This is a genomic window from Mitsuokella sp. oral taxon 131 str. W9106, from assembly GCF_000469545.1.
GTDB lineage: Bacteria > Bacillota > Negativicutes > Selenomonadales > Selenomonadaceae > AWVT01.
Genome location: NZ_KI273072.1, coordinates 21,425 through 45,339, shown reverse-complemented (window position 1 = coordinate 45,339; position 23,915 = coordinate 21,425). Strand labels below are relative to the sequence as shown.

The 23,915-nt window shown below is 60.8% G+C and carries 13 protein-coding genes; all 13 read right to left on the bottom strand.

Annotated elements, in window-relative coordinates:
- Positions 1-11 precede the first annotated feature (11 nt).
- A complete protein-coding gene (locus tag HMPREF1985_RS09935) occupies positions 12-1,181 on the bottom strand; it encodes a glycosyltransferase family 2 protein (protein ID WP_021772483.1) in 1,170 nt (389 codons plus the stop codon).
- Positions 1,178-2,335: a hypothetical protein gene (locus tag HMPREF1985_RS09930; RefSeq protein ID WP_040637623.1), complete on the bottom strand. Its 1,158-nt coding sequence runs from the start codon at positions 2,333-2,335 to the stop codon at positions 1,178-1,180. Before HMPREF1985_RS09930 ends, HMPREF1985_RS09935 begins: the two co-directional genes overlap by 4 nt.
- 31 nt (positions 2,336-2,366) lie before the next feature.
- Positions 2,367-3,566, bottom strand: coding sequence for a glycosyltransferase family protein (locus tag HMPREF1985_RS09925; RefSeq protein WP_040637622.1), 1,200 nt, complete (start codon positions 3,564-3,566; stop codon positions 2,367-2,369).
- Positions 3,567-3,631: 65 nt separating this feature from the next.
- Positions 3,632-5,140, bottom strand: coding sequence for a glycosyltransferase family protein (locus HMPREF1985_RS09920; RefSeq protein ID WP_021772480.1), 1,509 nt, complete (start codon positions 5,138-5,140; stop codon positions 3,632-3,634).
- An 82-nt stretch (positions 5,141-5,222) separates the two neighbouring features.
- The gene (locus HMPREF1985_RS09915; RefSeq protein WP_021772479.1) at positions 5,223-5,636 is read right to left on the bottom strand and encodes a hypothetical protein; all 414 of its coding nucleotides are present in this window, start codon (positions 5,634-5,636) and stop codon (positions 5,223-5,225) included.
- On the bottom strand, positions 5,629-6,594 hold the full coding sequence (locus tag HMPREF1985_RS09910; protein WP_021772478.1) for a tetratricopeptide repeat protein: 966 nt from the start codon (positions 6,592-6,594) through the stop codon (positions 5,629-5,631). The genes HMPREF1985_RS09915 and HMPREF1985_RS09910 overlap by 8 nt, the downstream gene beginning before the upstream one ends.
- Positions 6,595-6,680: 86 nt before the next feature.
- Positions 6,681-7,937, bottom strand: coding sequence for a tetratricopeptide repeat protein (locus HMPREF1985_RS10885; protein WP_051349112.1), 1,257 nt, complete (start codon positions 7,935-7,937; stop codon positions 6,681-6,683).
- Position 7,938: 1 nt separating this feature from the next.
- On the bottom strand, positions 7,939-9,417 hold the full coding sequence (locus tag HMPREF1985_RS09900; protein WP_040637621.1) for an O-linked N-acetylglucosamine transferase, SPINDLY family protein: 1,479 nt from the start codon (positions 9,415-9,417) through the stop codon (positions 7,939-7,941).
- Positions 9,410-11,869, bottom strand: a complete 2,460-nt coding sequence (locus tag HMPREF1985_RS09895; RefSeq protein ID WP_021772475.1) for an O-linked N-acetylglucosamine transferase family protein — start codon at positions 11,867-11,869, stop codon at positions 9,410-9,412. The genes HMPREF1985_RS09900 and HMPREF1985_RS09895 overlap by 8 nt, the downstream gene beginning before the upstream one ends.
- Positions 11,866-16,866, bottom strand: a complete 5,001-nt coding sequence (locus tag HMPREF1985_RS11370) for an O-linked N-acetylglucosamine transferase, SPINDLY family protein (protein ID WP_040637619.1) — start codon at positions 16,864-16,866, stop codon at positions 11,866-11,868. The genes HMPREF1985_RS09895 and HMPREF1985_RS11370 overlap by 4 nt, the downstream gene beginning before the upstream one ends.
- Positions 16,867-16,897: 31 nt before the next feature.
- Positions 16,898-18,373 (bottom strand): tetratricopeptide repeat-containing glycosyltransferase family 2 protein, encoded by a 1,476-nt coding sequence (locus HMPREF1985_RS09885; protein ID WP_021772473.1) that lies wholly within the window; start codon positions 18,371-18,373, stop codon positions 16,898-16,900.
- Entirely contained in the window at positions 18,370-22,329 is a 3,960-nt protein-coding gene (locus HMPREF1985_RS09880; RefSeq protein ID WP_021772472.1) for a glycosyltransferase, read from the bottom strand. Before HMPREF1985_RS09880 ends, HMPREF1985_RS09885 begins: the two co-directional genes overlap by 4 nt.
- Before the next feature lie 159 nt (positions 22,330-22,488).
- Entirely contained in the window at positions 22,489-23,823 is a 1,335-nt protein-coding gene (locus HMPREF1985_RS09875; RefSeq protein ID WP_040637618.1) for a flagellin N-terminal helical domain-containing protein, read from the bottom strand.
- Between the last annotated feature and the right edge of the window lie 92 nt (positions 23,824-23,915).

Here is a 23,915-nt window from a genome sequence, read left to right as displayed (position 1 = left end):
TTCCTCCCTCATCAGCTCGTGCGGCTGAACTCGCGCATGCCGCCGCCGTTGGGCACGAGCAGCTTGCCGCCGATCCTCAGCCTGCCGCAGAGCCGCCTGCACAAGGATTCCGCATCGCCATTCAGCGCGTCGCGCACGATGATGTAGTCTTGGGCGGGTTCAATGGCATCCGGCGCATCCGCGAACTGCTCGACGCGACGGACGGAAATGCGCCTAGACAGGGGGACTTCCGGCGGCGCGCCGACGATGACGCCCACGACGGTCGCCTCGGGGCAATGCGCGCCGAGGTGGTAGAGCTCCATGCCGCGCGAAAAGCCGACGAGCGTGACGCGCGCGCCCTGCGGCAGTTCGTCGGGCAGTACCGCTTCCACCGTATAGCGCGTGCGGTAGGACTTCGGGTCGACGCCCCACTTCCGAACGAATTTTTCCGCATTGCGCTGTAAAAGGGCAGCGTAGGCCTCTTGTTTGCGCTGCAGCTCCGCCTCGCTCACGTTCTGTTTCCTGCCAAACGACGCGCTGCCGAAATGATGGATAAACGTATCCTGCAAAAGCAGGAGATCGTAACCCGCCATGCGCAGGCGGACAGAAAGATCATCGTCCTCGTAGTTGCCGGGGCTGAAGCGTTCGTCAAAGCCGCCGACCTCGATGTAGGCCTCACGCTTCATAAGAAAGCAGAACCCGACGAGCATGAACCACGGGTGCCATTTCGCGGGGTCGGATACGTTGAACGCTTCCGCAAACGTTTCCATCTCTTCAATACTTTCGTACGGAGCGGGAATCTTCTGCTCGTTCGAGCAGCGATTCGTCACGCAGCCGACCGCGCCGATATCGGGCGCGGAAAAGAGCGCACGGCGCATATTGCCGAGCCAGTTCGGCGTGACGATCGTATCGCTGTTCAAGAGCAGCAGGCTGTCGCCCATCGCCGCCCGCATCCCCTGATTGCATCCGCCGGGGAAACCGCGGTTCTCCGCATTGCAGAAGAGCAGGATATCTGCCTGTTCCTTGAGCCATTCAGCCGATCCATCATGCGAGCCGTTGTCGACGACGAGGATCTCATACGTCCCCGCCTCCGTATACGTACGGATGCTCTCGATGCAGAGCCGCGTGTAATCGAGCGTGTTGTAGCTTAGGATGACGATGCTCGTCACGCCGTCTCCCCTGCTCGCTGCCGCCTGTGTCATGTCCCTGTTCCTTTCTGTTCTTGCTGCTGCCTCATCTGCTGAAATCCCTTCATCGAGGAGTATGCCTCCGCATGCTCCATGTAGTACGTCTCATCAGCGGGGCGGTTCGTCTCGTCGTAGTACCAAGGCAGGTGGCGTGCCGTGAGCGCGCCTGCGAGACGTGCCGATGGGCCGCGCACATAGTGCCGGATGCTTCCGCGGTAGACGGCAAACGTCGTATCGACATCGGCAAAATACGCATCTTTCGCAAGCGGTATCTCGTACAGCTTCGATTCGATGGCCTGAATCTTCTCGCGGTCATAGAATGTGATATCGCGGTATTCAAGCGCAAGCCCCGCTTTCACAAGATAAGGATGCTTCGAAAGGCACAGGAGCAGCCGCCGCATGAAATCCTTCGGAAAGCCCTCGCCCAATGCGATGTCCGAGTCCGTATAGGCATACGCGCCCGTTACGCCAAGCGTACGCAGCACGCCGCTGTCCCAAAGGGCGCGATGGCCGAGATTCGGCAGGCGGACGACGCGAATGCCGCGTTTCTCGATCTCCCTGTAGTAGTGCAGGAGCGGCGCATACGTCGAGCCGTTGTCAAGTACGATGACCGTCCGCTGCCCAAGCTCCAAAAGGCGCAGTATGAGATCCTGCAGAGTGCCAAGGCGGTCGCGCGAATTGATAAAGATCGGTATGTCGGCATACGATCCCGTCACAGATGTGAGCGGAGAGGCATCGAACCACCTGCGCGGCGCTCCTGCGCCGAGCGCGAGGAGGTTCTGACGCGCCATTTCATCGCCCTTGAACTGCGCCAGATGGTGCATGAGATACGCCTTTGCACGTGCCGAATCACCGAGCAGGTCATAGCCCCATGCCTTGTAGTAGCCATACATGGGGAACCATGCGGGCCTCGCAAGTACGCCCTCATCCAGCAGCCCAAGGTAATAAAGCGCTTCCTTTGGCCGCTCCCGCACGAGAAAGGAAATGGCAGCGAGCAGGAAAATTTTCGGTTTTCGCGCGAAAAACGCCCCCGCTTCGCTCGTTTCAAGGGAAGGTGTCCCGCAGATGATGCGAAAGGCTTCCGCCATTGCCGCCGCGCGGCCTTCCGTGTCAAAGGCGGCATCCGCCGCCTCGTATGCACGCTTCAAATCGCCGAGTGAATGCCGCACTGCTGCACCTCCTTTTCATGCGCCCATACCGTCACACACCGTATAGGAGTTCCACTGCCTCCGCAATGCGCGCTGCGCGATTTCGCCATGTATGATGCGCTTTCGCCTTGCCGTAGGCGCGCAGCGCGAAAGATAAGCGGAGCGTCTCATCGGCGATCAGCACGGGCACCGATTCCGCCACGCGCCCAGCGCCTGTCTTCCAATCAAAGAGTACGATATCCTTGCCATTCTCAAAGGCTTCCGCGAGATAGGTGCTCTCCTCGCTGACGACGACGGCGCCGTTCAGCATCGCTGTGAAAACGCGGTCATGCGCCCCGTTCGCAAACTCGGCGTTATCCTGGTAGACGACCTTCGCCTTTCCCATGATCGCGAGCATTTCTTCGTAGGGCACAGGACCGTGCAGGCGAAGGCCATCCGCAAACGGGACGCCCTCCCAGCCATCGCCAAAGACATCCGGCGTGATGCCCGCACGGACGAGAAATTCGACCGCCTTCAAGCGCCGATACTGCTTGATATAGCGCTGCATGAGCGGCAAATACGGGATCATGCGGCGCCGGAAAACATCCGACGAAAAGCCCCGCGCCGCGAGCACATCAAGAACCCCGTCCCAGCTATTTTTCGGCTCAAGTTCCAAGCGGTCTGCCGCCTCATCCAAGATCGAGCAAGCGGCAGCGGGAAGCCCCTCCTCATGCCAGCGCCGCCTGGGCCACGCTTCGCCCCTCGGGAATACGCCGCTGACGACCACGTCGTAGGGACGCGCGGCACTGAATGCCTGATCTTCTGTCAGTGCCTGCGTGCCGCCGAGCGGCAGAAAGATTCCTGCCATACGCTTTTTCGGCCATGCAAGCGGCAATATGGGCGCGACATGACGGTCGAGAAGCGTTGCTATATGGTGGCGGCACGGCGTATCAAAGCCCGTCACGCAAGGGTTGTACGGCACGTCGAGCATGACGGACACGTGCGGCGTGTCGATCGCATCATAGGGGTAGTACGGCGCGCCATTTTCATCGTGCAGTACCATGCCAAGATCATTGTTGCCGACCGTAAAAGCGATCGCATTGCCGTCTGACAGCAGCCGCGTATAGCACGCATCCGTATCGGCACGGTTGTCGAGATCACATTCCGTGACGGCGCAGCCGAGTGCGCGGAAGCCGTCGGCGAGACTTACCATATTCGGGCGCAGCGCCACATGCGAGCGGTTCGTATGGTAGCAAATGATTTCTTTCGCCAAAAAACGCACCTCCCTGCGAACTAGGCTGAGCACGACTGCCGCCTTCCTCGGCGCATCCTCTGTTCTTATAAGTACGTTGCAATGCGCGCCTGCCGTGCGGATTCAAGCATTTCGAAATGCGTGGCAAGCTCGCGATAGGCATGGATGCGCTCCTCGTAGTGCTGTGCGAGCAGGCGGTTCCGCCTGACATAATCATAAGCGAGCGTCGCCGTCTCATAGCGAAGCACGGGATCTTCGACCAAGATGCGCAAAAGCTCCGAAAACTCCTGCGGGCTGCGGTAGAGGAATCCCGTACGCCCATCGCGCACGGTCCGTTCGTACACCGTCGGAGAGGCGAGCACGACGGCGCCATTTCCTGCTGCCTCGATGAACTTAAGATCGGATTTCATGCGGTTGAATTCCGTATCGCCGAGCGGCAGCAGCGCGAGATCCGATTCGTGCATCGCTTCCATGTAGAGTTCGTACGGCGCAAACTTTCCCTCGTTGTACGCACCTCCGACGTACTCCTTCGCCTCCGTCTGAAGCGCGTCGAAGAACTTCCGATCCGCCGTGACCTTGAAGCGGAGCCGCGTGCCGTAACGCGCGATTGCCGCATTGATCGCAGGCATGATCGCCTGCCAGTCCGCCTCGCGGTTGACCGCGCCGAAGAAGATCGTGACCACCTCCGCACGCGGGTCAAAAGAGCGCGCCTCCGGAAGCTCTATGAGCATATTCGGAAAGGTCAGCACGTATGGATTATAGGTGCGAAAGTAATCGGCGAGTGCCGGCGTCGAGGTCTGCACAGCGTGAACGCCGCGAAAGGCGATGTAGTCCGTCTCCTCGTGGAGATTGCGCTTGTAGAATGCGCCCCAGTACGGCAGGTCGTCGAACTCGTGCACGAGCACCTGATGCTGCGCGGCCGCGCGGTTTAAGTCCATCAGCGGATGCTCGATGTTCGTGATAAACAGGCGTTCGAATAAGAGCACGTTTTCTTGCGTCGGAAGGGGATCGAAGCACAACTGCTCGTCAAACGTCTCCTCCTCGATCAGGATGCCCGGATCCGTCTGCATGAAGCCGTTCGGCAGGCGGACGCGGATGTTTTCGCAAGCGGGGTCGTACGTCAGCGTGCGGATACCGAGCGGCACTGCCTGAGCGCCGCAAAAGAGACGGATGTAGCGCACGCCGTCGGTATCCTGCCCGATGGCAGGACCAAATGATGCGAGCAACGGCGCGATGGCCGAAACGGGATACTGCAGGTCCATCGCAAGCACGATCTGCCCCGCCTTGGAGAGCATCTGCCGATACGCGGCCAAAAGCGCCTGCAGATCCGCCCCCTGCCAGTACGGCGCATGGCATAGGATACAATCGATGTCCGAGAGCCCGTAGTGCGAGAGATCCACCGGGGCGGGCGGCTCGACCGCCGCGCGGTCAAGCCGGCGTGCCGCTTCGCGCACGTTTTCGTACGAACTGTCAATGCCGAAATAGCGGCACGCCGGCTGAATGCGCTTGAACGCGGCGCCGAGTGTGCCGTCGCCGCAGCCGAGCTCGACGACTGTGCGCGCCTTCGGTGGCAGGATCTGCGGATACCTTATCATACGCTCCCCCTCTCTCGGTCATGCACGAGGCGCGTGACCGCTTCCATGACCATGCGTGGCGTAATCGTGCGCTGGCATTCCATCAGGCGGTTCGGTTCTTCCCTTCCCAAATGGCACGGATCTTCCGACCAGTACCAGCGCGGGTCGTTGAAACAGCCGTGGCACGCCATGCGTAGGATGCCCGCACGCCGTAGCGCGCACAGAACACGCCTAAGTAGGGAATGCAGGCGATCGTATCGCCGATACAGCGGCTCGCGAAAACGAAGTGAACACGCGCCCCCGTCGGATCAAACGTATGGGAAAAGACCTGCACGCCGTCCTGCCACACATCGACCTGCCATCGCACAAAGTACTTTTCGACCGAGATCAATATCTTAGCGGAGACATCCGCATCGTAGGAACCATAAGATCGCCCGTCGTCCTTTGGGCAGCACGCCTGCGGCACGACGTCGGAATCCGTGTAGACGTACGGCGTCTTCACGCGCGGCTCAGACATCGCGCAGGACGTGCAGGAGCAAAAAATCCGTGCGCTTCATCTGCGCGGCAAAGGCAAGCGCCTTCTCCTTGTTGCCGAGATCCGCCTGCACGAGCGCCATGTTCCTCAGCGTCCAGTCCGAGACATCGACGCGGAGCGCAGCGGCGAGCATCGCTTCTGCGCGCGCGGGGTCATGTGCCGTGTAATAGCCGCCCGCAAACTGCGTCAGGATGCGTACTTTTTCGCGTGCCGGAATGTCGCGCGCGAGGATGCTGCGCGCCTGTGCCGCCGCGTCGGGACCGTCCGATTCCTGCGCTGCGGCAGGTATTGCAGCGGGCGCGATCGGCGCAGGCGACGATACGGGCGCAGCAGGCACCGATGCCGTCGCCGTGCCAACTGGGTCGGCAATGCCCTTCGGCAGATTCCCCTGCGTTTGTGCGATCTTCTGCTTGAGCTTGGCGAGCAGGCGCTTTGCGTCCGATGCTCCTGCGGGTGCATTCCCCGCGCCCGGCGTATTCTGCGCCTGCACAGCCTGCTGCGGCGCGCCGAGAACGAACGCGCCGAGTGCCGGGAAATCGCGATGCGTTCGTGCCGTATCGCGGTAGGCGAGCGAGGATCCGATCATGCGGATCTCATTCTTTTTCGCAGCGTCTAATTGTGCTGCCTCTTTTGTCAGCAGGAATTCCAGAAGCTCCATTGCATCGTCCGTGCGCCCCTTTGCCAGGCAGATGCGGGCGAGGAGCAGACGTGCCTTGACACTCATGCCGGCATACGTCAAGGTATTCGTGACCCAGTCCGCCGCACGGTCGTAATCGCCGAGCATGAAGTAGGCGTAGGCGCCGTCATAGAGAAATTCCGGCTTCACTTCCTTCTGCCGGACGATCTCGGCAAGCATCTCAAGCGCACGCGCGTACTGCTTCTTTTCCATGAGCTCGCGCATCTTCATCTCATTTGGCGTGTACGTGTTCGTGTTCTGCATTTTTTTCTTTCTCCTTCTTCGTTTCCTGCCTGCTCTTCCCAAAACGATTCTCCTTATTGACACTAAAACGATTTTTGCATCTGTGCTTAAAAGAATCCGCCGCCCGGCGTCCTCAAAGCCTCACCTTGATCCATTCGGGCCATGGTCGAGCTTTTTGAAGCGCGCGCACGATAATACCGCTCATCTTCGGACGAGACCGTATACGATTTGTACCACGGAAGGTGGCGTGCCATATAAGCTCCAGTCGTGCGTGCCGTCAAGCCGATCACGTAATGGCGCACATTTCGATACAAGGCAAACGTCGTATCGATCTGGGAAAAATAAACGTCTTTCTCAAGCGGATAGCGATAATACTTTCGCTCATGGGCTTTCATGGGCTCTGTCCCTGCCCCGTGGAAATCATCGAGGCGAAGACCGAATCCGACTTTGTCGAGAAACGGATAGCGCCGTAAAATCCCGAAGAAATGGCGCACGGCATCGGGCGGGCATTCCTCCGTCGGAACGACGTCGGAATCCGTGTAGACGTAAGGCGTCGTCACATTCATTTGCTCCAGTATGCCCGAATCCCAAATCGCCGTATGTCCCCCATTTTTATGCAAATACGCAACGTGCACGGCATCCTCTTTCGCCAATTCGTTGTAATATGCGAGAAGCGGCGGATAATCCGAATCGTTGTCGAGAATAACGATGCGCCGATGCCCCGCCGCAAGCAGCCATTCGACAAGCTGGCGCAGGCAATCGACGCGGTCACGCGAATTGATAAAGACGGGAAAGTCCAAGCCGTCGCAGTCCGATGCGCACATAAGGTCCTCATGCGGGATTCGGCACGGAAGCTGCCGTACGTCACGTCCGCCCGCCGCGAGGTATGCGAGATTGCGCTTGGCTTCCGTAAAGCTATGCTTGCGTTCCAATGCTTTTTCCCATGCCGCACAAGCCCCTTTTGCATCGCCTTTTCCGAGCAGCGCAACGCCCAAAAAGAACATTGCGTCCTCATTCGATGGCTGCGCCGCAATATGCTCGCGCGCAAAATCTTCCGCAACCTGCCAATGCCCGAGCCGCAAGAATAACGCAACAATATGATAACACGGTTCCATGGAGATCTTGCTCCCCAAAAACCGTTTGCAGTAGCGAATCCAAAACGAGAAATACATCATAGCACGCCGTGCGTCCCCTTCCTGCAGCGCGAGAAAGGAGGCAACGACCGGTGCTTCCTGGCAGCGCAAAAGCGTTTGCGCGATTTCTTTTTCGCTGTTCTCATCCTCTTTCGGGCGCGCGGGATCAAACAGCATCGGTTCCTGCTCCACCAAAAAATCTGCCATGGAAAAAATATCGTTCTTGCTCAAATCAACCCTCCTCCCTTTTTCCGCCATGAAGCCATTCTTCCCACAGCATCTCAAACGCCGCCTCAACCGAACGCGTATAGCCTTTTCCGTCCATGACGGGCGACTGTTCCATCATCTGCCGCAGGTTCGCATGGAGCGCGGCGACGAGATCGGGGCTATTCGCGAGCATGACGGCGCGTTCGATGTACGCTTCGGCAGTCGGCGCGGCGAGCTCGCCCACACCGATGTTTTCGAGCAGGCCAAGCCCGAAGCGCGAGCCGTGGCGCGCGCCGTAGCGCGTGACGACGGGCACGCCCATGTAGAGAGCCTCGCAGGTCGTGCCGCCGCCGACGTACGGATACGTGTCGAGCAGGATATCCACGTCGAGGTATTCGCGCAGATAGTCCTGCGTCGCGCAGCGAACCTCGATGCGCTCCTGTGGAAGATCCAGCCTTCTCAGGCGTTTCTCCATGTAGCGGACGGGTTCTTTCTGCCGCTTGACGTTCTTTAGCACGAGACGGCTTCCCGGCACGCGCGCGAGGATTTCCTTCCACGCGACGAGCATCTCGTCCGTGATCTTCGCGAAGTTGTTGAAACTGCCGAATACGATCGGACTGTGCAGGCGGTACGCCCCCGCAAAATGTGCAAGCTGCTCCGTCGGCGTGAAGCAGAAATGGCTCTGCGGCAGGCGCAGGAGCGTTTCCGAAAACTGCGCATCCGCGCCCTCTGGATCGCAGTAAACGTCGCCGAGGAATGCATCCATAGCGGGAAGGCCCGTCGTGTCAAAATAGCCGATCCCGCAAAGTTGGATGGGGGCCGGCTTGTACGCCGCGATCTCAAGCGTCCTCCCGCCCTCGGAATGTCCCGCAAGATCAAAGAGGATATCCACGCCGTCCTCCTGGATTTCGCGGGCGGCATCCTCAGGCGAAAGCGCGGAAATATCGCGAAAGCCGTTGACGAATCCCGCGATCCATTCCGTTACCTCATTCTTTCGCTCCCCCGTGCTGTAGAGCACGACCTCATAGCGCGTGCGGTCGTACTGTACAAAGAGCTGGACTGCAAACGAGAGCACGATATGGTCGGTAAGATTCGGCGAAAGGTATCCGATGCGAAGGCGCGCCTTTTCCTCCCGCTTCTCATGCACGAACGGCCGGATGGAAGGGAAGAGACCGGCATAGGCAAAATGTGCCGCCCGCATCTTCTCCATCGGCACATCGGAAAGGTAGTGCAAATACATCAAATAATTGCTCATGAGACGGCGGCGCGACTCGATGGAAGCATTCGTGCCCCCCTCGAGGGCGGCGCGAAATGCCGCCACGGCCTCCTCCGTCGCACCGAGCTCAAACTGCGCCATGCCGCGCGCGAGGTGAATGCCCCATATCGCATCCGGCGAAAGCCCTTTCCGCCGCTCCATCCGATCCAAAAGGCGCAGCATTTCGAAGTATTTTCCGGCTTCATACGCCTGCTTCATCTTCGCTTGAAGGCGTGCGAACTCATCCATGCTGGCCTTCCTCATAACGCTTCCACATCATCCGATACTTCGCTTCGACTTCGTCGATGTAGCCCTGCGCATCCATGAGCGGGGAGCCCTGCATCATCGTGCGCAGGTTCTGATGCAGGGCGTCGAGCAGCTCGCCGTCGCGTGCAAGTGCGATTGCCTTTTCCACATACCCTTCGCGCGACGCAGAGGAAAGCTCCGGCAGGCCGATGACCGACAAAATTCCGTGGGAGAACCGCGTGCTATGCCGGTCTTCGCGATAGCGCGTGACGACGGGGACGCCCATGTAGAGCGCATCGCAGGTCGTGCCGCCGCCGGGATACGGATACGTATCGAGCGCGATGTCCACGTCGAGATAACGGTACATGTAGTCCTGTGACGGCGGCTCGAAAAGCACGCGGTCCATCGGGAGGCCTGCCGTCTCGAAGCGGCGGTATGCGGTTTCCACAGTAGGTATATCGGCGAAAACCTCCGTTTTGATAAGCAGCCGCGACCGCGGTACGGCAGCGAGAATCCTCGCCCAGTCCGCGAGGAGTTCGTCCGTGATTTTCGTGTACTGATTGAACGAGGCAAAGAGAATGTAACCGCGCGCCTTCGCAGGCGCCCCTGCCGATGCGGGCAGATTCGTCTGCCCGTTGTAGCAGAACTGGCTCGTGAGCCGCACGAGATGTTCGGAAAAATAGGCGTCTCCCTGTCCGACAGGATCCACGAAGGAATCCGTCCAAAAGTAGTCGACCGTCCTGAGTCCCGTCGTCGTCATGTAGCCGAGCCCTGACACCTGGACGGGCGCCGGCTTATACGCGAGCACGGGAAGCCCCGACCCCATCGTATGTCCCGCGAGGTCGACGAGGATATCGATTTCATCCGCATGGATTTGCCTTGCGATTTCCGCATACGTTTTTTCATGAACATCGCGCCAAACGGTCACGAGCGAATGAAACGTATCCGTGTACGGATCGCCAAGCGCAAGGCTGTAGGCGTAGACGGAAAAGGAATCGCGGTCAAACGTCGCGAGGAACGGCCAGCAGAAACTCGCCATGACGTGTGCGCGGAAATCCGGTGAGATGTAGCCGATGCGCAGCTTCTCCTTTCGTTTGTGGGCTTCATGCGTATAGGGCCTTATTTGCCGGAACAAATCATTGTACGTCAGATGCCTTTCGTAGACTTTTTTCGGCGGCACGTCCTGAAAATTATACGACATGAGCACGCTGCTGTAGAAGCTGCAGATATCCACTTCATGCGTCGCAAGGCGATACGCTTCCATGTACGCCTGGGTCGTCTCCGGCTTTCCCAGCCGATACGATGCGCTTCCCAAATTCATCATGACGGCAAAGCGGATATCCTTGCTCATCGGTTCGCCCTGCGCAGCGAGCGCAAGCGCCTTTTGCGAGACCGCATAGGTCTCCTGCCAGCGCTTCGCACGGATGAGTGCATGATTTTGCAGATAGCATTGTGTAATCGGCTTTTCCTCGCCGCATCGTTCCGCTTCCCGTGCCCAAAAGAGACAGCGCAGGAAATCATGCAGGAAAAAGTACGCCCATGCTGCCATGAGGCGCTTGTTCCTCGGAATCCTGCCTTTCCCGTCAAGCGCGTGGAATGCGGCGAGAAACGCATTCCAATCCCGTGTTTTCCCTGCTGCACAGAGCGACGTTTCGAGCGATTTTCTGGTTCGTTTCTCTCGTTTTGCCAAAAGGCGGCTATACGCCCGTTCCGTATCGATCATGAAGGCTGCTGCATCCATGATCGCCGAACGGTGAAGCCGCCAATGCAGCCTGCGATGATAGTGCGCGATCTCCTCGAAGTCCTCCGAAAGGCGCAGCGCGGCGGCGGCAAAATCCCTTTCCTCCCGCGTGTACAGCCCCCCCATGCCAAGTGCCTCCATCGTGCGGGCAAGTGCGGGCGAGCCCGCCTCGTCGCAGACGACGACCGGCACGCTGTGGTCTGCCGCACAGCAGAGTGCCGCAAGCGTCGGCGCATGGCGGTAGAGACCGAAGTCGAGCGCGTCGTAGTCGATCTCGCCTGCCGCCTTGCCGTCAAGGTACGCCGCCTTCAACGCGCCGCGATCGAGGAACGGCGCACAGACAGCGTATTCGAGCACCTTCTCAAACGGCGAGTAGCAGAACGCGCCCTCTGGCTCGAATACGACGATGGGTGCGCTCTTCGCCGCGCGGACGGCGGCAAAGAGCGGCAAGTCGCGGCGCGTGAGCTGCACGAGAATGTCGATGCCGTCGGCGCGAATCGCGCCGGCGATCTCCGCTGCCGTCCTTCCTTCCATGTCGTGCCAGCCGTCCGCCGCCTCGCGGAACATCGCCGTGACCTCGTCCACGCGTCCCGTATGGTAGCCGTATACGGAAAAGCGGTTCTTGTCATACGCCGTAAAATAGACGGGAAGGAAATCGCGCAGATCCTCATTGGAAAAGCCATCCGAAAGATAGCCGATACGATATTTTGTCATGCCTTGTTCCCCTGTCCTTCCTGCCAGCGCGCCCAGACCTTTCGGTATGCGGCTTCAAGCTCTTCCATGTAATGCCCGACATCCATGACGGGGGATGCCTGCATCATCGGACGCAGCTTCTGGTGCAGCGCGTCCAAGAGCTCCATGTCGCCCGCGAGGTGGACGGCACGGTCGATGTAATCCGCGATGCGGTCCGTCACGAGGCCGTCCAGCCCGACATTTTCGAGGATACTCGCGGAAAAACGCGTGCTGTGGCGGCTCGCGGCACACGTCACGACAGGCACGCCCATGTAGAGCGCATCGCAGGTCGTGCCGCCGCCGGGGTACGGGAACGTATCGAGCGCGATGTCGACGTCGAGGTAGCGCTCCATGTAATCGAGCGTCGCAGGCTCAAAGATCACGCGGTTCAGATCGAGTCCCGCCCTGCGAAAGCGAGCATGTGCCGCGAGCACCATCTGGGGGCTGAAAAAGACCTGCGTCTTGACGAGGAGTTTCGAGCCCGGCACGCGCGCGAGGATTTCCCGCCATGCGGCGAGCATTTCGTCCGTGATCTTTCGGTAGTGGTTGAACGAGCCGAACAGGATCCAGCCGCGCTCCTTTGCCGGCGCGCCAAGGGATGCAGGAAGCGCATCCTGCACGCCGCTGTAGCAGAAATGGCTCGTAAGGCGAAGAAGCCGCTCCGTGAAATACCGCTCGTTGACCCCTGGCGGGTCGAGGACGCCGTCCGTCAGGAAGTAGTCGACGGCAGGCAGTCCCGTCGTCGCCATGTAGCCCAGCCCCGATAGCAAGACGGGTGCCGGCTTGCGCGCGAGGATTGGCAGGCCATTCCCTGCCGTGTGGCCGGCCAGGTCAACGAGAATGTCAATCCCGTCTGCATAGACGATCTTCGCCGCTTCATCCGCCGACATGCCCGAAAGGTCGCGGAATGTATCGGCGCAGCGCGCGACGATATCCGTCCGGCTGTCTCGTTTCGCCGAAAGGCTGTAGGCATAAACCGCAAACGCATCCGCATCGTAGCCCGTAAACATCGCGAGGTAGAAATGAAACATGACGTGGAAGCGAAAATCGGGCGAGATGTAGCCGATGCGCAATTTCTCGTGACGATGATGCGCGCCGTCGTGCGCATACGGCCTGACGCCGTCAAAGAACGTGCCGTATCGCTGTGAGCGCGCGAAGAGATTGTCTTCCTTGATCGAAAAGGAATTGTAGGCAAAGAGCGCCGAGCTGTACGAATCGACATCGGCGGGATCCTGTTCAAAAACCATACGGTAGTAATCGGGTGCCTTTGGATTGCCGAGCTTGAACGCCGTGAAGGCGGCAAGCTGCAGGAGCTTCAGCCGCACGTCGGGCGCGAGGTGCGCCATCTGCAAGGTCTCGCGCGTCAAGGCGAGCGCGTCGGGAAGCGCGCCGAGCTGTTCGAGCGCCGAAGCGCGCAGGAAGCGAAGCTGGGCATCTGCGCCCTCCTTTTCGAGGCAGTCCGCCGCGAGCATCGCGGTGCGGCAATTGCACTTGCGCTCGTACGCGGCAAAGACCTCCATGCGCTCGGCATCCTCGCGGCGCGGTGAAAGCCCCGCCTGCCAGAATGCGAGGCGCGAGGCTTTCTCCCAATCGCCTGCCGAAAATGCTTCGCCGAGCGCCTCCTCGCTTGCCGCGTGCGCATCCCGCTCGCCCATTTTGCTGCAATGCGCGCGCCAGATCGCGCGGTAGCGACGTTCGAGACGCATCATGTAGCGCGCGCCGTCCATGAGTGCACTCGAGCGCATCGAAAGGCGAAGCGTCTGATGAAGCGCGGCGAGACGATGGGCATCCCCTGCAAGCGCTGCGGCGATCCCGACGTACTGCGCGCCGCTCGTTGCGGCGAGATCCGAAAGGCCGACGTTTTCGAGGAGGCTCAGTCCGAAGCGTCCGTGGTGGTGCTCGCCTGCCAGCGTCACGAGCGGCACGCCCATGTAGAGTGCATCGCAGCTCGTTCCGCCGCCCGTGTACGGGAACGTGTCGAGCGCGATGTCGATTCCGTAATACGCCGTGAGGTAGTCGCCCGTACGCCCCTCGAGCTGCACGCGCGAAAGGTCGATGCCAGCCTGCGCGAGACGTCCTTCCACGCGCGCGCGCCGTGCGGCATCGTCCATGACGGCGCTCTTTAGGTAAAGGCGGCTGTCTGGCACGGCATCGAGGATCTTGCCCCAAAGCGCGAGCATTTCGTCCGTGACCTTGTCGAAATGGGCGAGCGCGCCGAACGTCACATAGCCATTTCTTAGGAACGGCGCAGGTGCCGTCGGCGGCGAGCCCGCGAGCGGCTCGTAGCACCAATGGCTTTCGGGAAGCCGCAGGAGCTTCTCCGTGAAATACGCCTCCTCGCCTGCAGGCGCAAGGTGCTCGTCCGTGAGGAAATAGTCGACGGCGGGCAGCCCCGTCGTACGGAAGTAGCCGATGCCCGAAACCAAGATGGGCGCGGGCTTATAGGCGAGGATCGGCAGCGCATTCCCGCCCGTATGCCCCGAAAGGTCGACCAGGATGTCGATCTCGTCTGCATCGATCCGCTGCGCCGCCCGCTTCGGCGGGAGCGCCGAAAGGTCGCAAAAGTGGTCGGCAAGCGCCGCAAATTCCCGTGTCTCCGCATCTGCCGCGCCGAGCATGTAGCCGTATACCTCGAAGACCGCCCGATCCGCATGGCGGAAAAACGGCAGCGCAAAGCAGGCGACGACGTGGCGGCAGAAGTCGGGCGAGATGTAGCCGACACGAAGGCGCGCATGGCGATGCGCCGCCTTCGCATGCGTGAGCGGCTGTATGCCGGCGAGCAGCGAACCGTAGCCCTTTGCCGCCCGCAAAAGGTCTTCTTCCGCATGCGTGCCGTAGCTGAGGTTCAAGAGATAATTGCTGTAGTCCGCAAGCTTCCCCTGTGCGGCCGTCTTCAACTCGCTCGATGCGAGGTAGGCTCTTGCCGCTTTGTCGCGCCGGCCGAGCTTCTTGTAGCTCTCGGCCTCCAGGTGATAGGCGATGCCGCGCTCCTCCTTCGGCAGGTCATGCGCCGTTATCGCCTGCTTCGCCTTTGCAATCGCCGCGGAGTGCCTGCCGCGAAGCGAGGCGGAAAAGGCTTCGGCGAGCGCCGCAATGCCGCTCTTCGGCACATGGCTGCAAAGCGCGGCTGCCGCCGCTTGAAGCGTGGAGGAGTCGCCCGCGTCCATCGCGGCAAATGCCGCCTCCTTCAGGAGCGATGCATCGGCCGGCTCTCCCGCGACGATATGCGAGGCGGCTGCTGCCGCCTGCCGTATGTCTCCCCTCTGCTGAAACGACCGCATCCGCTGCGCGAGCGTGCGCATTTCTGCACGGCTCGGTGCCTTCGCCTTCCCGCAGTACGCCGTCCAGACGCCCGCATAGGCGGACGCGATGGAAGACGCGTAGAGCTCGTGCGCCATGAGCGGCGAGCGCTCCATCATCCTCCGCAGATTCGCGTGCAGGAGCGAGAGCGTCTCCGCGTCGCCCGCGAGCGCCACGGCGCGCCGGACGTAGTCCTCCGTGCTCCCTGCGACGAGCTCCGAAAGGCCGAGATTTACGAGAATGCTCGCGCCGAAGCGCTCGCCGAGGCTCTCGCCGGTCTTCGTCACGACGGGGACGCCCATGTAGAGCGCATCGCACGTCGTGCCGCCGCCGGGGTACGGAAATGGATCGAGCGCGATGTCGACTGCGCGGTACGCGCCGAGGTAGTCGCGCGTCGCGCCGCGCCAATCGACGCGCGCGAGGTCGATGCCAGCCGCCTCGATTTTCGCGAGCGCCGCTTCGCGGCTCGCGGGCGCATCGAACGCGTCCGTCTTGAGGAAGAGGCGCGAATCCGGCACGCGCGCGAGGATCTCGCGCCACGCGCCGAGCACTTCTTCATTGACCTTCGCAAAGTTGTTGAAACTGCCGAACGTGATATAGCCTTTTTTCGCGGAAGGCGCGGCGGGAAGGAATGCGGGATCCTCCAGCGGCGTGTAGCAGAAATGGCTCGCGGGAAGGACGAGAAGCTCTTCCGTAAACGCGCGCTCCGCCTCTCCTGCCGCGAGCGTCGTATCGGAAAGGAAGTAGTCGACGGTGGGAAGCCCCGTCGAGGCGAAGTAGCCGATGCCCGAGATCTGCACGGGCGCCGGACGATAGGCAAGCACAGGCAGGCAGTTGTCCTTCGTATGCCCGGAAAAGTCAACGAGGATATCGATTCGGTCCTCGTAGATCTGGCTTGCCGCCTGCTCTGCCGGCAGCCCTAGGATATTGCGCCATGCCGTGACGCGCTTTTGCAGATGGCGGCTGCAGGCGTCCTCCTCGTTGTTCGCGTAGGCATATACCTCGAATTTTTCCTTGTCCCAGTGCGAAAAGAACGCATAGACAAAGCGCAGGACGACGTGGTTGCGCAGGTCGCCCGAGATGTAGCCGATGCGCAGTTTCTCCTTTTCCTTCGGATAGGCGTGGAAAAACTGCGGCAGGCCATGAAAGAGCCTGCCGTATCCCTCTGCCGCCCGTCTCTGCTCCGCAAGGCTCGTGGGGAGGTAGTGGAGATTGAACAGATAGTCGCTGTACTCCGTCGCGGCAAACGCCAAGGACGTCGCCGCGCGCGCCGCGTGGAGGTAGGCACGCCCCGCCTCCTTTGGATCGCCTAAGATGCGCGCGCACTGTCCGTAGAGGTTCCATATCCGCTCCTGATAGTCATCGTTCGCCTTCTCCGCGCGAATGGGCAGCAAGATATCCCGCGCGCGCGCGTAATCCTCACGCAGAAAGGCGATGCGGGCGGCGAGGAATTTCGTGTAGACGTCCTGCGGCGCGAGGGCTGCAAGTTTTTCCCACGCCGCCTCCGCCGCCTCCGCCTCGCCCGCCTCAATCCCGATCGCGCACGAAAGGCCTGCCGCCTCGACCGGCGCGCGTGCGGCAAGCTTCCCGGCAGCTATGCGCGCCGCCTCGTAATCGTGCGATTCGAGCGCGCGGTACGCCGCCGCATAGACTTCTGCGAGCTCCTTCTCTGCTTTCATAATGGCTTTCCTTCCTGATTTCCCTTTCCCGTTACGCATTTTTGCTGCAGTACCAAAGACGCGTGCGCTCCATTCGCTTTCTGAGCCGTTCGTTCTCCTTCGCACCGTCCGCGATCTCGTTTGGCATGAGCACCTGCCATACGCCATGCGCCGCATCCGTTCCCGCGCTATGGAGCGCCGCGTCCGCGAGGACAAAGGTCCGCTCCAATTCCTCGACGAGCTGCGCCGCCGCAGGCTCTGGCCGCCCTGCCAAAAGGAGACGGTCCATCCTCCCCAGCACGCCGCCTGCCGCGTGGTCATAGTAGAGCGCGGCGCGGCCGAGCCGCGTCCCAGCGAGCATCTGCGCAAGGTAGCCTGCATCGCGCGCCTTGTCAAAAAGCCCATTCAGGAGCGCGATCACATCCGCGTCCGCCAGCCCCTCGCACGCTTCGGCGAGCAGTTGGAGCATGTGCCCGTGGCGCACCTGGAGGCGAAGCCCCTCGGCGAGAAGCGCGCGCGCCGTTTCCTTGTCGCCCTTCCTAAGCGCGATCTCCCCCAGATGCTCATACGTCAGCGGCAGGAGCCGAGCCGCCGCGTCGTCTGGGTGCTCTGCCGTAAGTGAGAGCGCGCAAAGGAACGCCTGCTCCGCCGCGAGGAAGTCGCCCATCCTGCGGCAGGCGATGCCGTCCAGTTGGAAGAACGCTGCGGCCTCTGGGTAGCGGCGCTCCGCCTCGTGGAGCACCGCGCGCACTTCCGCGCCGGGCCGTCCGAGCAGCATGAGCGACTGCGCCCAGACCATATAGGGGCGCTGCTCCATGCCGACGGGCTGATGCGTGTCGTGCGCCGCGCGCTCCGCATGATGCGCCGCCTTTTCGTAGTCCTTCAGCGAATAGTAACAGTCGGCGAGGTGGAAGTCGTCGAGCGGCTGCACGCCTTCCTTCTCCTGCCGCGCGAGCAGCATCGCAAGGTCGCGCGCCGACTTTTCCGCAATGATCGCGCGCGAGTAGCCCGTATGGTAGATGACGGGCGATTCCACATACTTCATTTCCTGCGGCAAGGCGGGGCGCAGGTTGCGCAGACTCTCGTGCACGGTGCCGACGTAACGGATCCACGGGCGGTTTCGGAAGAGGCGCGTCGCGACCATCGACGTGCCCATGTTCTCGCCCGTGTCGCGGTCGATGTTCACGAGGCGCATCGCAAGGCCCGCGACGTGCTCCTCCGCGTCGTACCGTGCGACAAGCACGCGCACCGTGGGCGCATCCTCCTCGCGGAAAAATTCATCGGCATCGAGAAAGGCGATCCAGTCCCCCTCGCACGCCTCGATCGCATAGTTCTTCGCCGCCGCGAAGTCGCCCGTCCACGAAAACGAGAGGACGCGCGCGCCGCCCGCGCGCGCGATCTCCGCCGTCGCATCGGTTGAGCCCGTGTCGACGACGACGATGGCATCGGCGTAGCCGCGCACGCTCGCGAGCCATTGCGGCAAGTTCGCCGCCTCATTTTTTGCGATGCAGCAAGCCGTGATCCTCATGCGCGTCCCTCCTTTTCCCCATCGTCCTGCGCCGTCCAAACGAGATAAGCGCATGCGCCGCCGTGCGCAGGGTCGAGCGAGATTGCCCGTTCCCAGCACTCCCGTGCCGTCTTCCTCTCATCCATGGCGAAAAACGCGCGTCCTAGATCGTACCAAAACTTGCCATTCGCGGCAGGCGAATCAGCAGGGACAAGCCCTGCCGATGAAACCGCCGCCGCGAATCGTCGTCCCATGACGAGCTGATGGAAGAATGCTGCTTTTTCCGCGTCGCCAAGCGCGGACACGAGCGGCAGGACGCGCACGACCTGTGCGTCGCTGCCCCAGCGGACGAAGGCAAGCGCAAAGAGATTCCAGCCATCCGCCCATGCGCCATGCGGGAGATCCGCACCGCGATACGCCTGCCAAAGCGCCTGCATCGCCGGCGGCATGAGTGCGGCAAGGCGCAGCGCGAGGTGCGCCGCTTCTGGCGTCTCCTGCCGCTCCAGCATGAGCAGCACGGCAGGCGCTTCGCGAATATGCTGCGCTGCTTCCGGCGCAAGCTTCGCGAGAAGCGATGCCGCCTCTTCTTCTTTTGCCTTGTCGTAGAACGCGCCGATTTCGCATTCCGTCTGCCAATCCTTTGAAAGCTGGCGATAGAGTGCGATATGCCCATAACTCTCAGCGAAGCGAAGGAGGTAGGGGCGCACCGCATCTCCCTCGCCTAAGATTGAAACCAGCAGGGCGGCAAGTTCCCCCTCTCCCCCATCCGCATGCAGGGCGCAGAGCACGTCGAGCGCCTGCGCCTCATGCCCATCGAGCGAAATGGCCATGAGCGCCTCGCGCTCCGCCGCTTCCCGCGCGCCGCACGCGAAGTGGCAGGCAGCAAGCGCGGCATGGGTCTCTGCCGCCTCGTCTGCAAACTGGCTTGCCTCCTTGCCGTCCGTTCCCGTCTCCGCAAGGGCAATCGCCTTTTGCAGGAGCGGAAGCGCCTCTGTGGGCGCAGAAGGCGCGAGCAGGATTCCGAGCCTGCCGTAAAAGTCGGGAAGGAGGGGGAAGGCGGCGACCGCCTCGCGCGCAAGCGCAGCTTGCTCCGTGCGCGGTGCGGAAAGTTCCCGCATCGCATCCAGCATGAGCCGGAAGAGATCGCTCTCCGCGCCAATCGAGTGCACAGGACTCCTGCGTGCCGCGCGCGCATGGGCGAGCGCTTTTTCATAGTCGCCCAGCCCATAGTAGCAGTCGGCGAGGTAGCGGTCATGGTACGGCTTTTTCCCGCCCTCCGCGATTTCCTGCAGAAGGAGTGCGAGATTGCGCCGCACCTTTTCGCGGATGCGCCCCATGCTGTAGCCCGTATGGCGAATCGAAAGATGCCGCCCCTCCGTCCAAATTGCGGGCTCGCCGCCCGCTTTCCTCAGCTGCTCGTGGACGCGCCCCTCGTAGAATAGCCCGCGCCCCATGCGGAGCAGGCGGATGTAGGGCTGTCGCTTGATTTCGCGCCCGCCATCGTCTTCATCGACGTGAAGGATCGGAAGCTGCACGGCATCGATCGTCTCCATGCTGAGATCCGTGCGCGCAGCAAAGAGGCGCACCTTCGAAGGATCGAAAAACGTCTCATCGGCGTCGAGCACCGTGACCCAATCCGCCCCTGCCTCTTTTGCGGCTGCGAGCGCCGTATTGCGCGCGGCCGCAAAATCGTCCTGCCAAGCGAGGGTTATGACCCGTGCGCCCGCTTCCACCGCACGCTCTCGCGTGCCGTCTTTCGAGCCCGTATCGACGACGATGAGCGCGTCCGCATACGCTTTTGCATTTTCCGCCCAAATCGCGAAATCCTTCCCCGCATCGCGCACGATGAGGCAGGCGAAGAGCTTCATCTCCGCTGCGCGCACGCAGATTGCCTGCCATACGGCGCGGCGGCGTTCCATCACGGAAAGCGCTGCCGGGTCCAGCATGCTCGGCTCGATTCCATGGTAGGCTGCGGCGAGCTTCGCCGCCCGCTCCGACTCCGTAAGCGCCGTTTCGTAATCGAGCGCGTCGGCAAGGCACTCGGCGTACTCCGCATGAAAGTCGGGCAGATCCGGGAAATCGTGCACCGCCTGCTCAGCGACTTTCATGCGCGCCTCGTACTGCCGTGATTCTGCGTAAAGGCGCAGGAGGATGCGATGCGAACGGCTCGCATAGGCGACGCCCTTATGCCCGCCCGTCGCAAGGTCGCGCTTCGCGTAGTAGATCGCATGCTCCGCATCGCCGATGCCGTCGTAGGCTTCGGCGAGATACATGTAAAGCGATTCCGGATACGCTGCGGTCACGAGCTCCTTCAAGAGAATCCGCAAGTTGCGCTCCGCTTTCTCTTTCGAGCGCGCCGCGCTGTACCCCGTATGAATGAGCATAAGCTCCGTTTCTGCGATACGCCGCATCGGCTCGACGAGACGCGGCGTTCCCTTTGCATCATCGCGGATCTCCTCGTGGATGCGTCCGACGTAAGCGCGCCCTTCCTTTCGCGCAAAGGCGCGCGTCGCACAGCTCACGAGCAGCGTCTCGCCCGTCCCCGCCTCGATGTTGCGGATGGGAAAAAGGAGCTGCTGCGTCCCCTTCTCCGCTTCGCGCTCGATCATGCTGCGCAGATTGCCGCGCGTTTTTTCAGAGAGATACTCATCGGCATCGAGAAAGACGATCCAGTCGCCCCGTGCCGCCTCTATCGCAGCATTGCGCGCGGCGGAAAAATCATCGCACCAATCGAATGTTTGGCAGCGCGCGCCGAACGACTGCCCCACTTCCGCAGCCGCGCTGTCCTTTCCCGTCAGGACGAGGACGATATCATCGACCTCGCCCGCAACGCTTTCAAGGGAGCGGCGAAGTTCTTCCGCCTCATCACGGACAATGTAGCAAGCCGAAATCCGCACGGATTCGCATTCTCCCCTCTGCCTTTTCTTATACCGCATCGCTTGCGCTTCCCAGTGCGCCGCTTCCGCTTCATCTTTTTCAATGACGGCAATCGTCTTTAGGCGATCCGCAATCTGTTCGGCGATTCCATCATAAAAAAACGAACCGTATCCTTTATCGTAATCTTTCGCTTCATAGTGCTGAAGCGCTGCCGAAAGATTCTTCTTCGCTTCCGCCAATCGTCCCATCGAACTCAAAACGATGCCGCATTCCGCTAGGCTGTCGGGATGGTTTTGAAATTGTTTTTTCGTCTTCTGTGCCCACGCGAGCTGCTCTTCCAACGGATAACCCAAATGGCGCATGCACTCCTGCACAAGATGATACAGTCCCGTGCGGTTGCCTATTGTCACGACGCCGTTATCAATGGCAAGCATGGCATAGTATTTTGCGCGTTCGTATTCACCAAGTCCATGATAGGCATCTGCAAGGTAAGCGGAATACGTCACCGCATCCCCTTCGCGCTTCGCTTCCTGCAGCAAAATGCGTATATTGCGCTCCGCCTTTTCCCGCGAAATGTGCGATGCGTAGCCCGTATGCAATAGGAGCAATTTCTGCGGCGCGTATTTCCATACAAGTTCTGCATCCCTGCGTACAATATTTTCATGGATGCGTCCCCTGTAGCGAAGATCGGCACGGTTGCGAAAGAGACGCAGCAGGTACTGCACATTGCCCGCCGCAGCTCCTGCGCTGCCTTCTTCGACATTTTTCAGCGGCAGAAGCCACGCATCGACGGATTCCTGCATCAATCCATCCAGTTGCGCACGAAGATCCTTGCTCTTCTCAAACGATTCATCTGCATCCAAAAAGAGGATCCAGTCACCTCGTGCCTGCTCCAACGCAGCATTGCGCGGCGCGGAAAAGTCATCGCACCACGGAACATCCAAGACATGCGCGCCAAAGGATGCAGCGATCTCTTTCGTCGCATCAGTCGACCCCGTATCGACGACGATGAGCTCGTCCCATGCGCCCCGAATCGATGCGAGCGAGCGCGGCAGATTCCTCGCCTCGTTTTTTACCATGTAGCACGCCGTGAGTTTCATTTCTTACCCCTTCGATGCAAACCAAACCCTTTTTATTTTATTCTCCAATTCATGCGAAAAACCTTTTCCGGATCCGAACTGTCTTCTTGCACAAAAAAAAGCCCCCTCCGAGGAGGGAGCTTCCTGCTAGCACAAATCTTAAGCCATTCGGCAAAAAGATTACTGGAGAAGGCTGAGAACCGAGCTGCTGCTCTGGTTTGCCTGTGCGAGCATGGACTGAGCGGCCTGCAGAAGAACGTTGTTCTTCGTGTAGTTCGTCATTTCCTTTGCCATATCCGCATCGCGAATCGTCGACTCAGAAGCCTGGACGTTCTCGCTTGCCGTCGTGAGGTTGCTGCTCGTGTACTCGAGGCGGCTCTCGACGGAACCGATCGTCGTCTGCTGGTCGAGCGCCTTCTGGAGGGCGTTGTCGAGAACCGTGATCGCGGCATTCGACTTGACCTGCGTGGAAACGTTCAGGACGCTGCCGTCCGTGCCCTTGAGGCCAAGAGCCGTCGAGCGCATATCCGTCATGCCGACCTTGATCGCCTGGTTCGCCTTCGTGCCGACCTGAAGGACGATCGCGTTGTCGTCCGACTGGTTCTGTGCGCGGATGGACTCCGTGAAGTTGTCGAGCGCAGCGTTCGCGGACTTGTTGATCGCGCCTTGGTTGTTCGAGATGCTGATCGTGAAGCCGGAGATCTGATAATCCGTGCCCGACCCCTTCGACGTGATCGTCAGCGCGCGGCCGTTATCCGCCGTGAAGACCGAGTTGCCAGCCGTATCGAGGCCGATGTAGGAGTTCGTGCCCGTGATCGACATACTGCCCACAGTAGAGGCCACCTCCGTGCCGTTCATTGCCGACGAGAGACCCGTCATGACTGAGTCGAGCGTGCTGGCCGAACCGACCGAATACGTCGTCGTGTACGTACGGCCCTGCTTGACGAAGGAAACCGTAATATTATCCGTGCTGTGGATGTTAAGCTTCTCGCCCGTACGCGTCTGAAGATCCGTGAGAGCTGAGCCGCCGACCGTCGAGGAGAACAGGCTCTCGTTCGTCAGCGCCGTGCAGGTAGCCGTAACCTTGTTGTTGTGCGAGCCATCGACGAGGTACTTGCCGTTGTACGTGACGTTCGCATTGTCATCGATCTGGTCGACACTCTGGTTGAGTTCCTTCTGGATCTGCTGACGGTCGGAATCCGTGTTCGTGTCGTTGGCCGAGTTGATGACCTTCTCCTTGAGGGTCTTCAGGATCTCGACCGTGCTCGAAACAGCGCCCTCAGCGACCTTCATCATGCTGCTGCCGTTCTGCGTATTGGCATTTGCCTGATCGAGACCGCGGATCTGGACGCGCATGCGCTCGGAAATCGCATAGCCCGAAGCGTCATCCGCAGCACCGTTGATCTTCATGCCGGACGAAACCTTCTGCAGGCTCTTTGCGAGTGCCGAAGAGTTCCTGTTGAGCGTGTTCAGCGTGTTGACTGCCGACATGTTGTTCTTTACTACCATTGCCATGATTGTTTTTCCTCCCTGATTGAACAGTTTGATTGTCTGCGGCCATCCGTGACCGCGTTTCGGACGAAGCGGCTGCTCCTTGGCTGCTAGCT

What these genes read in the sequence shown, in the direction of transcription:
- HMPREF1985_RS09935 (WP_021772483.1), bottom strand. Translation starts at nt 1,181, where the DNA reads ATGACACAGGCGGCAGCGAGCAGGGGAGACGGCGTGACGAGCATCGTC.
- HMPREF1985_RS09920 (WP_021772480.1), bottom strand. Translation starts at nt 5,140, where the DNA reads ATGATAAGGTATCCGCAGATCCTGCCACCGAAGGCGCGCACAGTCGTC.
- HMPREF1985_RS09915 (WP_021772479.1), bottom strand. Translation starts at nt 5,636, where the DNA reads ATGTCTGAGCCGCGCGTGAAGACGCCGTACGTCTACACGGATTCCGAC.
- HMPREF1985_RS09910 (WP_021772478.1), bottom strand. Translation starts at nt 6,594, where the DNA reads ATGCAGAACACGAACACGTACACGCCAAATGAGATGAAGATGCGCGAG.
- HMPREF1985_RS09900 (WP_040637621.1), bottom strand. Translation starts at nt 9,417, where the DNA reads ATGGATGAGTTCGCACGCCTTCAAGCGAAGATGAAGCAGGCGTATGAA.
- HMPREF1985_RS09895 (WP_021772475.1), bottom strand. Translation starts at nt 11,869, where the DNA reads ATGACAAAATATCGTATCGGCTATCTTTCGGATGGCTTTTCCAATGAG.
- HMPREF1985_RS11370 (WP_040637619.1), bottom strand. Translation starts at nt 16,866, where the DNA reads ATGAAAGCAGAGAAGGAGCTCGCAGAAGTCTATGCGGCGGCGTACCGC.
- HMPREF1985_RS09885 (WP_021772473.1), bottom strand. Translation starts at nt 18,373, where the DNA reads ATGAGGATCACGGCTTGCTGCATCGCAAAAAATGAGGCGGCGAACTTG.
- HMPREF1985_RS09880 (WP_021772472.1), bottom strand. Translation starts at nt 22,329, where the DNA reads ATGAAACTCACGGCGTGCTACATGGTAAAAAACGAGGCGAGGAATCTG.
- HMPREF1985_RS09875 (WP_040637618.1), bottom strand. Translation starts at nt 23,823, where the DNA reads ATGGCAATGGTAGTAAAGAACAACATGTCGGCAGTCAACACGCTGAAC.